The sequence below is a fragment of the Campylobacter sp. MG1 genome, from assembly GCF_026616895.1.
Classification (GTDB): Bacteria; Campylobacterota; Campylobacteria; order Campylobacterales; family Campylobacteraceae; genus Campylobacter_E.
Genome location: NZ_JANYME010000005.1, coordinates 136999 through 147917, shown reverse-complemented (window position 1 = coordinate 147917; position 10919 = coordinate 136999). Strand labels below are relative to the sequence as shown.

Here is a 10919-nt window from a genome sequence, read left to right as displayed (position 1 = left end):
CTATCTCAATATTTTAATATTTGCCTTTGCCTCTTCTTTTTCCATATATGTTTTTATAGCTTCTTGAGCGTTTACATTGATTAAGTATGACTTAATTTGATTTTTAACGCTATCAAAATCATTATTATTCATTTTATCTTTATTAAGGTTATAAAATCTTAACATTTCTTCTTCACTCACATCTTTTGAGTAATTTTGTGCGATTAAATCAAATAATTTATTTTTTAATATACTTTCTTTGATATTTTCTTTTAGAATTTCTACTTGGTCTTTATAACTATTTAAAAATGTATCTAAACTTACATTATTTTTTGCTGCAATTTTTGATAATTCCTCGTTTATCTCTAGGGAATTTACACCTAATTGAAATTTTTTAGCTAAAGCAACACATAGTTTATTTTGAATTAAAGCTTGCAATGCTTCACTTTCAGATATATTCATATTTTGTGATAAAGTTAATATATCAAGTGATGTTATTGGTTCGTTATTTACGCTTGCTATTATGGCTGCTACTGGTTCAGCACTTAGAAATTTTGCTATACATAGTAGTATAAAAACTTTTTTCATTTATTAACCTTTAAGAAGTAATTTTATGGGATTATAACAATAAAAATTTCACAAAAGGTCAATATAGTGATAATAACTAGATTTGCACCCTCTCCGACAGGGTTTTTACATATTGGTGGATTAAGAACAGCACTTTTTTCTTATCTTTACGCTAAAAGAAATAATGGTAAATTTATTCTTCGTATTGAAGATACAGATATGGCAAGAAATAGCGAAGAAGCAACCAAAGCTATTTTAGAAGCTTTTAAATGGGTTGATTTAGAAGTAGATGGGGAAATTACTTACCAAAGTAAAAGATTAGATATTTATAAAGAATATATTCAAAAATTACTTGATAGTGGCAATGCTTATTATTGTTATATGAGTGAATATGAGTTAAACTCATTAAGAGCAGAGCAAGAAGCTAGAAAAGAACGCCCTAAATATGATGGAAGATACAGAGATTTTAAAGGCACTCCACCAGAAGGAATTAAACCAGTTGTAAGGATTAAAGCACCGCTTGATGGAGAAATAATAGTAAATGATGGAGTAAAGGGCGAAATTAGATTTAACGCTGCTGATATTTTAGATGATTTTGTAATAGCTCGTGCTGATGGCACTCCTACTTATAATTTCGTAGTGGTTGTTGATGATGCTTTAATGGGTGTAACTGATGTTGTTCGTGGAGATGACCATCTTTCAAATACTCCAAAACAAATAATAATTTATGAAGCTTTAGGCTTTAAGGTTCCTAATTTTTATCATTTAGCTATGATAAATGGAGAAGATGGCAAAAAACTTAGCAAAAGACACGGAGCAACCGATGTTATGGAATATAAGGCTTTAGGATATTTGCCTGAAGCTTTACTAAATTTCTTATTAAGATTAGGGTTTTCAAACAAAGACCAAGAAATATTTTCAATGCAAGAAATGAAAGAATGCTTTACATTTGATAATGTTAGCAAAGGTGCAAGCACATATAATGCACAAAAATTAGAATGGATTAATGCTCATTATATAAAAAGCGTTAGCGATGAAAGATTAGTAAATGCTTGTAAAGATTTAGGATTTGATTTTTCAAGTGTTAAGAATTATTCATTCTTATTAACAATGTTAAGGGAAAGAGCTAAGACTTTAATAGATTTGATAAATAGTGCAAAAATTATTATAAACGAGCCAAATTCTTACGAAGAAAGTGGAGTTACTAAGTTTGTAAATGATAATAGTAAAGCTTTATTTATTAAATTTATAGAAAATTTAAAACCAGCAAATAGTGAGGCTGAGTATGAAAATAACACTAAAGAATTTTTAGTGAATAATAATGCTAAGATAAAAGACATAGCACAATTAATAAGATTAGCACTAACAGGAACAACAATTAGTCCTAGTATTTATGCTATGATGGAATTTTTAGGAATAGAAGAAATAATAAAAAGATTTAACAAATTTTTAAAGGAGATATAATGGCAAATTTAAGAGAAGATGCTTTAAGGTATCATATAGGTGGTAAATTAGGAACCGAGATTAAGACTCCTATGAGTGAGTATTCAAGTTTAAGTTTAGCGTATTCACCAGGTGTTGCATATCCTTGCGAGGAAATAGCAAAAGATGCTAGTTTAGCTTATAAATATACTAGTAAAAGAAATTTAGTTGCAGTTATTAGTGATGGTTCAGCTGTGCTTGGACTTGGAAATATTGGTGGTATTGCTGGAAAACCTGTTATGGAAGGAAAATGTTGTCTATTTAAAAAGTTTGCAGGTGTAGATGCGTTTGATATAGAGCTAGAAACTCAAGATACAGAAGAGATTATTAAAACTGTTCGTGCAATAGCACCTACATTTGGTGGAATTAATCTTGAAGATATTCAAGCACCAAAATGTTTTGAAATTGAACAAAGATTACAAGATTTAGGTATTCCTGTAATGCACGACGACCAACACGGAACAGCTATTATTAGTGCAGCAGGTCTTATTAATGCTTGTGATTTAATAGGTAAAAAATTAGAAGATTTAAAAGTAGTTGTTTGTGGTGCTGGCGCAGCTGGTATTGCTTGTGCTAAAATTTATAAAGATTTAGGTGTAAAAAATATTTATTTAGTTGATACAAAAGGTGTTATCAATACTCGTAGAACTGATTTAAATAAATATAAATTAGAATTAGTAAGAGAATGTGAAGAAAATACACTTGAAGAAATTATGAAAGGTGCTGATGTTTTCTTAGGACTTAGTAAAGCAGGAATGCTAACTGAAACTATGTTAAAATCAATGGCAAAAGACCCAATAGTATTTGCTTTAGCAAACCCTGACCCAGAAATCATTCCAGATGATGCAAAAAGAATTCGTTCAGATGTTATCGTAGCTACTGGAAGAAGCGATTATGACAACCAAATCAATAATGTTTTAGGCTTTCCATATATTTTCCGTGGAGCATTAGATGTTCATGCTACTAAAATTAGTTCAGGAATGAAACTTGCAGCCGCTAGAGCTATTAGCGAATTAGGACGTCTTGAAGTTAGCGAAAAAACTAAAAAATTATATGGCAAAGACTTAAAATACGGAAGAGATTTAATAATACCAAAACCATTTGATGAGCGTGTTAGAGCGTGGGTTAGTACAGCAGTTGCTAAAGCGGCGTTTGATGAGGGTTTAGCTGGTATAAAAGAATTTGATGATAAGGCTTATTTTGAAAGACTTTCAAATGAAAGTAATTAAAAATAAATTAGTATCAACATATTTAGCGAAAATTAGAGATAAAAATACATCTTGTAGAGAATTCCGTGAGCATATAAAAAAGCTTAGCGGATTTGTGATTTATGAAGCTTGTGAATTTTTAAGCACAGAAAAAGTGGAGGTTCAAACTCCACTTATGCCTTGTGAGTGCGAAGTTATCAGTGATGATATTGTAATAGTGCCTATTTTAAGGGCTGCACTTGGTATGAGTGATATTGCACTTGATTTATTAGGTAAGGCTAGCGTGGGATTTTTAGGCATTCAACGCAATGAAGAAACGCTTGAGCCTGAATTTTTCTTTGAAAAATACCCACAAGATATGCAAAATAAAACCGCAATTATAATTGACCCTATGTTTGCAACAGGCGGAAGTGCTATTGCAGCTGTTGATAGATTAAAAAAAGTAGGCGTAAAAAAAATAATTTTTGCTAGTATAATAGCGGCACCTGAGGCGGTTAGTAAAATGAAAGCAAAGCATCCAGATGTAGCATTAATTACTGCTTGTTTGGATAAAGGGCTGAATGAAAAAGGCTATATTATCCCAGGTCTTGGTGATGCTGGTGATAGAATTTTTAATACTTTAAAGGATTAATATGAAAAAATTATTAATGTTTTTAGGTTTATTTGGATTTTTAAATGCTGATGTAACTAATGTGAAAATTAGCGAATTTGATTTTTCAAATAATGAGAATTTAATTGATGTTAGAATGCCGAAAGAGTATGCTGAAACAGGCGTTGTAAATGGTGCAAAACTGATTACATATTTAAATGAAGATGGAAGTATAAATCCGGAATTTTTAAACGAAGTTAATAAAAATTTTGCAAAGGACAGCAAGATAGCAATTATGTGTAAAAGTGGCAAAAGAAGTGCAATGGTAACTAAAATGCTTGAGCAAAACGGCTTTACTAATATAATAAATCTTGATGGTGGAATGAACGAATTATTAAAGACAGATATTAAATTAGTTCCATATCAAAATTAATTTTTAATCCTATTTTAAATTCTTTTTAAAATAGGATTTATTTAAGTATTCCTTGATAGCCTGTATTAAAAAGTGCTTGATTTATTATGCTTTCGTTAAGTTCTTTATCGCTTTTAATTATCGCTGTTTTATTTTCTAAACTAACATTTACTTTATTTACTCCATCAATTTTTAGTAGTGCCTTTCTAACAATTGCCGTGCATAATGGACAATGTATTTTAGGAATTTCTAAAGTGTATTCATAAGCATTTAAAACACTTAAAAATAAGCTTAACAATAATATTTTTTTCAAATCATTGCTCCTATAATTTCAGGATAAAATATGATAAATAATAATGCAAGTCCTATTAAAAATAATCTGATTTTATTTTTTTGATTTAGTTTTTTATAGACAAATATGCAATATAAAATGCAGGTTGCAATCCCTAAATATACTCTAAAAGGTGCTAAAAAATCAAAATTAACAAGGCTTACTCCAAATATCAAAAAACTAATAGCTCCAACACAACAAAGGCTAGAGCTAATAGCTAAGATAAACATTGATATTAAATATTTTTTCATATTTGTTTTGAAGTGTATTCATATACAAATTCATTAGGTGAATAATAATCAATAGTATTTGAATCAACTTCAGCATATACATAGCCAAAATTATTAAGCGGTGCTTGAGCTGGGCGTGGAATTAGCACGAAATCTCTTTTAGTATTAAACTCGCACCAACACATTTCCCAATTGCCGAATTGAAATTCTCTTAATTTTTGTATCCCACTATCATTATTATCTAGGTTTAAAGATAATTTAACTTTAGCTACATCAGCAGGATCGCAAGGAATCCACCCATAGCCTTTTAGATAAAACTCCGCCCTACAATGTTGAGCTTTTGTTATATTTTCTTTACTACCCATTGCAGCATAAAATCTACTCGCACCTAAACGAATTCCAAAGCACTCTCTAGCAGGAATATTAATACTTCTTAAAAGTGCTACAAAAACAGAGCTAATATCAGTGCATTTGCCATAAAGTTTTTTACTTTCTAAAATAGCCTTAGCATCACCAATTCCACACCCAATTACGCTCTCATCACGAGTAAAATTAAGTGCTACCCAATCATAAATAGCTTTTGCTTTTTCTAAATCGCCTTTTATACCTTTTGTAATTTTTAGTGCATATTCTTTTACTATTCCACTAGTAAAAATATGTTCGCTTGGTTTTAAATATTGTGCGATACTTTCGTCTAATTTCTCGTTTTCATTAAAATTAACTTTAGAAAAATCAGTAATTCTATCGTGAGTTTTAATGCTAAATTGTGTTATTAATTCAGCTTTTACATTAGAAAAACTTGCATATAAACTATTAGTTTCAAAATCACTTAAATAAATTTCATTGTAATTTCCACTATTTACAATATCACTTGTAAGGTATTGATATGAGCGTGATTTTGGTAATGGAAGCCATATTTTGCTAACTTCGCCTAATTCGCTTAAATTATGTTTTAAGCTTACAATGTATTCTTTACTATCGTCTTTTGTTGCTTGAGTATTATTTACTAAAGGTGTTTCATTCGCACTTAGTAAAGTGTTTGCTGCAACTGCAGACGATAAAGTTAAAAATGTTCTTCTTTTCATAACTTTATCCTTGTGTGAAATAAACTTTTATTTTAAATTATTTTATTTAATAATAAATTTAGTTTTTTAATGGTTTTTATGTTATTATTGACCTTTACATTTTTACAAAGGAAAATTATGGCTAAAGATGATGTAATAGAAATTGACGGCGAAGTTATTGAAGCTTTACCAAATGCAACTTTTAAAGTTGAGCTTGATAACAAACACGTAATTTTATGCCACATTGCGGGTAAAATGAGAATGCACTATATTAAAATTATGCCAGGAGATAGAGTAAGAGTTGAGCTAACTCCTTATAGTCTTGATAAAGGACGCATTACTTATAGACACAAATAATTTAGCACTTTTTATGGTGCTAAATTTCTAAATTATTTTTTATTTACCATTCATTTATCTTGGGGGGGGGTATAATCACTCCAAAGGAGATAAAATGAGTGATTTAACTACAAACGAAAATCAAAATGAAAACAAATATGATTTGTTTAAAGGCGTTTTGTTAGTTAATAATAACGACGTTACTCAATATGGTTTAATTTATATGAGTGAAATAGAAATAACTGCAAAATCCACAATTAACTATGAAGATGCAGAAAAGTCATTAAAAAATCTAGCTAGTTATTTAGGTTTTAATTGTGTTTTAAATATAGTAAGAGATAGCTATACTGATAGTATGCAAACATCAGGGACTATGCATACAGAGGGTAGGGTTGTTGGTGTTTTTTCTAACTCTTATAAATCAAGGTCTACAATCAATACAGAAACTAAAGTAAATAATAATTTTAGAATAAAAGGCACTTTAGCAATCATAGGTAAGCCAAATCCTAATGGAGAAAGTCTAAATTTAAACGCTATTTTAGAAAGAGCAAATATAGTTTATGAATGCCAAAGCACTACTCAGCCTATTTACGAGGCAAATTGTATATTAGAAGGAATAGAGCATGATATTTGGGTTATTCCAAGTATTATTATTGGTACTTTTTTAGCAATTATAACAGCTGCTATTGTTGGGTTTAATGTTGGATTTTTTATGTTACATATTATTTTGTTCTGTTTTTTAGGTATAGCTTTTTTATCATTTTATTTGCCTTAAAAAATAAAAAGAAATAAAGAAGTAAATATTTTATGCGCAAATGAATTAAAACTAAAAGACCTTGCTAAAAAATATGGTGATGAAATGATAGCTATTTATAAAGCCACATCAAAAGCAAGTATTAAACATATAGGAGCATAAATGAGAACTGTAGAAATAATAAATAATTTTTATGATTTTAAACAAGGTGAATATGCTATAGCATTTCATAAAATGGCTTACGGAAGTGATTTAGAAGTATCAAATAATATGAGATTAATAAAAAATGTAAAACTAAATATAATTAAAAAAATAAATTATATCTTTATTTTATACCCAGTAGCTGTTATATTTAGTGGTATAGCTTGGTGGGTGTTTGTTGGTGAAACGAAGAATGATATGTTTGATAATTTCGGGATTTTTATTTTCTTGATTATTATAGAAATAATAGTCTATAAAAAATATCTAAAGCATAAAATTAAATTTTAATCAATAGTGATTTAAATTCCAAGTGGAATTTGAATCCGTAATTAGATTATTTTTATAATATGCTCTATTTTATTTTTATCTAGTATTTTTGAAACTTCACTTATATTAGGGCATTCTACTTAAACACTTATTTTGCATCATTTGAGAGTTATCTTGGCGTTGAGACTAATTTATTATAAATATTCGCTTAATTTAACACCTGTTCTCTCTTATGCTCTCCAAAGATTTAAATTATAAACAATCAAATCTATTTATTAAATTTTTTATAAATAGATTAGTATTATTGGCAGTACAATAAAACCAAGTGGTGTAAAGCATAAGATAGTTGAGATTACTAATATTATTTTTTCTTTATTAGAAAATTTACAATCGGTTTTGGTTGTTCTATTAGATTGATATATTTTATTATATTTTCTTCACTAAAATTATAATCGTTATTTTCTATCATTAAATCAAAAGCCATTGCAAAATCACCTGTTTTGTTTGTTATATTTTCTTGCATTTTTACTCTCCCATGTGTTTTATTGTTACATTTTTAGAACATATTTTATAAATTGTTACAAAATCTTTACCGTATCTATCAAGCAATTCTTTTAAAGAATTTTCATATTTAACCAATGTTTCTACATGATTTTTAACAAGTCCTGCTCTTGTAAAATTTGCAAAGATATTCATCGGAAATATTGAGAGTTTTTGTTCTATATTTTTTATATGTAAATTTGCATAATAAATATTTCTTGCTGTATCTATACATTCTAAATATATTTTTTCTTTTTCTTTAAAAATTATTTTTAAAGTATTTGCATTTGGATTTGGTTTGCCGATAATACCTAACAAACCTTTAATTGTAAATACATTGTTTGTTTTTGTAATGGATTTTATAGTAGAAGCTGTTTTGACAACATAATTTCTTGAAATTTCAAAAGGATTTGGACTAGCTTTCATAGTTCCTTTTGTATCCATTATACCGGTCGTGCTTGTATTATCTGTATATTGCTCTTTAGTAACTTTTAGAACACAATTAAAACCAAAAAATTTGCCAATGCTTTTAGATTTTTTTCAGCATCTTTATAGTCTTCTTTAGATATAGAAATAATTTCAATTTCACTTAAATAAACTAAATCATAACCTACTATTTCATAGTTATCACTTAAAGCAACGCCTTTAAATAATTCATATTTGTTTTCGTTTGTTGATAATTCACTCATTAGTTCTCCTTTTGAGTGATTATACCCCCCCCCCCAAGTTAAACAAATAGTCAATTATATTTTAATATAAAATAAAATTTTCTTAGAATTTAAATCTGTAATTAAATAATTTTTATAATATGCTCTATTTTATTTTTATCTAGTATTTTTGAAACTTTGTTTATATTGGGATATTTCACATAAATATTCATTCAGTAATCATTTTAAAATTTTTTTAGAGTTTGAGTTTACTAAAAATATATAATAAATATAGTTAGATCAAGTTATTTTAATATGGTAATAGAATTTAATAGAGTAATAATTGTGATATATCTTATTAGTTATTTTTTCTTATAGTAAAAAAATAAAAAATCCTTAAATAATTTAGCACTTTTTGGTGCTAAATCAATATTCATCATCAAAATTATTATCTAGGTCGCAATAATTTTCTACAAAGTCAATGTTATCATAATAGTCATCAATGTAGTGACTCATTTCTTTTCTAGTTTCATCAAGCGTTTTTTGATCAAATTTATATCTTGTCTTGTCTAATATTTCTGGTTCTTTTTTGCATCTACATTCTGCTAAATATTTTGATGCAGTGAAATTACTATTTTTTATATTTTTTTCAATAAATGTTAGACATTGTTTTTTATTTTCTTGATTTTCTTTTTTGTTAAAAATATAGCCTAAGATTGATTTTTCGTTTTTTAATATTAAAATTTCATTTATATTATTGTTATTTTTTTGTTTTATCACTATATTTTTATTATATTTTTTTCCGTTTTCATCCACTAAAATATAATCATTATTGTTTTTTAAAATCATTTCATAATATTTAGAATTCATCTCGTTACAAATATTTTCATTTATAAAAATATGTTTTGCTGTATGAATTTCATCATCAAAATCTTTAGAATTTTCAGTTATTTTAAATTCAAAAGTTTTTAAATATTTATAATTATCATCTGAATTATCATAAAATGAAATTTGACGAGCTATATTTTGCAATAAAGCATCACTTGCAGTGTTACCTAATAATGTAATTAACTGATTCTTATTTTGTGTTGAGAAAAAATATTCTACTTTAAATTCTCTACACACGCTAACTTCAGGAATGCTATTTTTATCAATTATTTTATGTGCTTCATCTAAGAATATGCTTGTTGGTTTTTTGTTTTTAATTTCTTTAAGAATATTAAAAATACATTTATTTAAAATCATATTTATATTATTTGTAAGATAAGAGCAATTTATTATAAATATAAAATTTTGTGAAAGTAAATCTCTTAAACAGCCCTTGTCATTGTTGATACTTTCATTCATTGCTAAATCTTTTATATAGTTAGCACAGCATTCAATAACACCTTTATTACCCGTACTACTACTTGTACTCTCTAAGTTTTCGTCAGTAAATGGCTCTAAAAATTCACAACTTTTATAAATTTTATTAGCTAAAAATATATTGTAATCATTTTTCAAACCTATTTTTGTTCCTAAATGAACGCTTAAAATATAATCTTTACAAAAACTGCATAATTTTGAAATTTCTTTTGTGTTTAAATATTGATAAATTGTGTTAAAGCTTAGTTCTTTTGGTAGATTAAAATCGTTAAAATTTTTATAGAATTTTTCATTTTTAAATTTAATAGTTAATTCAATTAAGTCTTTTAATGCCATAAAAAGTGCCTTTGCTGATTTTGCCCAGTAGTCCATTTTTGATTCATCAATAAAAATTAAATCAAAATCTTTGTCATTTAATTCTTTTAGCAAGTTAAATTTGCATCCTAATGGGTAGCCAAGTAATTTTATATCATTAAATCTATCTTGTGACAAAAACATAACTTGTTCGTATAAATTTCCTTTGTAATCGAATACTATTAGGTTGTGGTTTAATTCTAATCTGTTTTTTATGTTAGGTAGGACAAAGCTACTTGTTTTTCCACAACCAGTTTGTCCAAAACATATTGAATTTGTAAATTCACAAGGAATTATTGCATTTTCTTTAAAGGTTGAAAAGTTATTGTCTGTATTTTTGTTTTCATTATTATTTAAAAATCCTATAGTATTTATTAACATTTTAACTCCTTAATTTTTAATTTATTATTAATAATAAGTTAATTTTAGTTAATAATCAATGAATTTAAGATAAAAATTAAAATTTTATTTATTTTTACTATTATAAAAACATAAAAAATATTATAAAAAGAAAAAATAATTATTTTATTTCTTTTTATAATAAATTATTATTTAATTATTCTTATATAAAATAAGGTATGAAGTTAATAATT

15 protein-coding genes are annotated in these 10919 nt (G+C 26.8%); 7 read left to right on the top strand and 8 right to left on the bottom strand.

Annotated features, from left to right (window positions below; all coding sequences use genetic code 11):
* A complete protein-coding gene (locus NY022_RS05805; protein ID WP_267524348.1) occupies positions 1 to 567 on the bottom strand; it encodes a hypothetical protein in 567 nt (188 codons plus the stop codon).
* 66 nt (positions 568 to 633) lie between these two features.
* On the opposite strand from NY022_RS05805, the gene gltX reads away from it, so the two are divergent.
* From gltX to NY022_RS05785, 4 genes are read left to right on the top strand one after another with little or no spacing between them, the layout of a single operon-like run.
* The gene (gene gltX, locus NY022_RS05800) at positions 634 to 2010 is read left to right on the top strand and encodes a glutamate--tRNA ligase (RefSeq protein ID WP_267524346.1); all 1377 of its coding nucleotides are present in this window, start codon (positions 634 to 636) and stop codon (positions 2008 to 2010) included.
* Positions 2010 to 3257: a malic enzyme-like NAD(P)-binding protein gene (locus tag NY022_RS05795; protein WP_267524344.1), complete on the top strand. Its 1248-nt coding sequence runs from the start codon at positions 2010 to 2012 to the stop codon at positions 3255 to 3257. Before gltX ends, NY022_RS05795 begins: the two co-directional genes overlap by 1 nt.
* Entirely contained in the window at positions 3244 to 3867 is a 624-nt protein-coding gene (gene upp / locus NY022_RS05790) for a uracil phosphoribosyltransferase (protein ID WP_267524342.1), read from the top strand. Before NY022_RS05795 ends, upp begins: the two co-directional genes overlap by 14 nt.
* Position 3868: 1 nt before the next feature.
* Positions 3869 to 4258, top strand: a complete 390-nt coding sequence (locus NY022_RS05785; RefSeq protein WP_267524340.1) for a rhodanese-like domain-containing protein — start codon at positions 3869 to 3871, stop codon at positions 4256 to 4258.
* 37 nt (positions 4259 to 4295) lie between these two features.
* On the opposite strand, the gene NY022_RS05780 is transcribed toward NY022_RS05785, so the two are convergent.
* The 3 genes from NY022_RS05780 to NY022_RS05770 are packed head-to-tail and all read right to left on the bottom strand — an operon-like array spanning position 4296 to position 5883.
* The gene (locus NY022_RS05780) at positions 4296 to 4550 is read right to left on the bottom strand and encodes a heavy-metal-associated domain-containing protein (protein ID WP_214119551.1); all 255 of its coding nucleotides are present in this window, start codon (positions 4548 to 4550) and stop codon (positions 4296 to 4298) included.
* Positions 4547 to 4819: a hypothetical protein gene (locus tag NY022_RS05775; protein ID WP_267524338.1), complete on the bottom strand. Its 273-nt coding sequence runs from the start codon at positions 4817 to 4819 to the stop codon at positions 4547 to 4549. The genes NY022_RS05780 and NY022_RS05775 overlap by 4 nt, the downstream gene beginning before the upstream one ends.
* Entirely contained in the window at positions 4816 to 5883 is a 1068-nt protein-coding gene (locus NY022_RS05770) for a transglutaminase-like domain-containing protein (RefSeq protein ID WP_214119553.1), read from the bottom strand. The genes NY022_RS05775 and NY022_RS05770 overlap by 4 nt, the downstream gene beginning before the upstream one ends.
* 117 nt (positions 5884 to 6000) lie before the next feature.
* Between NY022_RS05770 and infA the strand changes: the two genes are divergently transcribed.
* The 3 genes from infA (at position 6001) to NY022_RS05755 (ending at position 7441) form a co-directional block, all read left to right on the top strand.
* On the top strand, positions 6001 to 6219 hold the full coding sequence (infA, locus tag NY022_RS05765; protein ID WP_214117771.1) for a translation initiation factor IF-1: 219 nt from the start codon (positions 6001 to 6003) through the stop codon (positions 6217 to 6219).
* Between the two features lie 94 nt (positions 6220 to 6313).
* A complete protein-coding gene (locus tag NY022_RS05760) occupies positions 6314 to 6973 on the top strand; it encodes a hypothetical protein (protein WP_267524335.1) in 660 nt (219 codons plus the stop codon).
* A 141-nt stretch (positions 6974 to 7114) separates the two neighbouring features.
* Positions 7115 to 7441, top strand: coding sequence for a hypothetical protein (locus NY022_RS05755; RefSeq protein ID WP_267524333.1), 327 nt, complete (start codon positions 7115 to 7117; stop codon positions 7439 to 7441).
* 340 nt (positions 7442 to 7781) lie between these two features.
* On the opposite strand, the gene NY022_RS05750 is transcribed toward NY022_RS05755, so the two are convergent.
* From NY022_RS05750 to NY022_RS05735, 4 genes are all read right to left on the bottom strand, one after another.
* Entirely contained in the window at positions 7782 to 7943 is a 162-nt protein-coding gene (locus NY022_RS05750) for a hypothetical protein (RefSeq protein ID WP_267524331.1), read from the bottom strand.
* A 2-nt stretch (positions 7944 to 7945) separates the two neighbouring features.
* A complete protein-coding gene (locus tag NY022_RS05745; RefSeq protein WP_267524329.1) occupies positions 7946 to 8404 on the bottom strand; it encodes a hypothetical protein in 459 nt (152 codons plus the stop codon).
* A 47-nt stretch (positions 8405 to 8451) separates the two neighbouring features.
* Positions 8452 to 8649, bottom strand: coding sequence for a hypothetical protein (locus NY022_RS05740; protein ID WP_267524328.1), 198 nt, complete (start codon positions 8647 to 8649; stop codon positions 8452 to 8454).
* 384 nt (positions 8650 to 9033) lie between these two features.
* Positions 9034 to 10707 (bottom strand): type IV secretory system conjugative DNA transfer family protein, encoded by a 1674-nt coding sequence (locus NY022_RS05735; RefSeq protein ID WP_267524326.1) that lies wholly within the window; start codon positions 10705 to 10707, stop codon positions 9034 to 9036.
* Positions 10708 to 10919: the final 212 nt, after the last annotated feature.

Bases quoted from the DNA above. Each gene is read 5' to 3' on its own strand.
- NY022_RS05805 (WP_267524348.1), bottom strand. From the start codon at position 567: ATGAAAAAAGTTTTTATACTACTATGTATAGCAAAATTTCTAAGTGCT.
- NY022_RS05795 (WP_267524344.1), top strand. From the start codon at position 2,010: ATGGCAAATTTAAGAGAAGATGCTTTAAGGTATCATATAGGTGGTAAA.
- upp (WP_267524342.1), top strand. From the start codon at position 3,244: ATGAAAGTAATTAAAAATAAATTAGTATCAACATATTTAGCGAAAATT.
- NY022_RS05785 (WP_267524340.1), top strand. From the start codon at position 3,869: ATGAAAAAATTATTAATGTTTTTAGGTTTATTTGGATTTTTAAATGCT.
- NY022_RS05775 (WP_267524338.1), bottom strand. From the start codon at position 4,819: ATGAAAAAATATTTAATATCAATGTTTATCTTAGCTATTAGCTCTAGC.
- NY022_RS05770 (WP_214119553.1), bottom strand. From the start codon at position 5,883: ATGAAAAGAAGAACATTTTTAACTTTATCGTCTGCAGTTGCAGCAAAC.
- infA (WP_214117771.1), top strand. From the start codon at position 6,001: ATGGCTAAAGATGATGTAATAGAAATTGACGGCGAAGTTATTGAAGCT.
- NY022_RS05760 (WP_267524335.1), top strand. From the start codon at position 6,314: ATGAGTGATTTAACTACAAACGAAAATCAAAATGAAAACAAATATGAT.
- NY022_RS05755 (WP_267524333.1), top strand. From the start codon at position 7,115: ATGAGAACTGTAGAAATAATAAATAATTTTTATGATTTTAAACAAGGT.
- NY022_RS05750 (WP_267524331.1), bottom strand. From the start codon at position 7,943: ATGCAAGAAAATATAACAAACAAAACAGGTGATTTTGCAATGGCTTTT.
- NY022_RS05745 (WP_267524329.1), bottom strand. From the start codon at position 8,404: ATGGATACAAAAGGAACTATGAAAGCTAGTCCAAATCCTTTTGAAATT.
- NY022_RS05740 (WP_267524328.1), bottom strand. From the start codon at position 8,649: ATGAGTGAATTATCAACAAACGAAAACAAATATGAATTATTTAAAGGC.
- NY022_RS05735 (WP_267524326.1), bottom strand. From the start codon at position 10,707: ATGTTAATAAATACTATAGGATTTTTAAATAATAATGAAAACAAAAAT.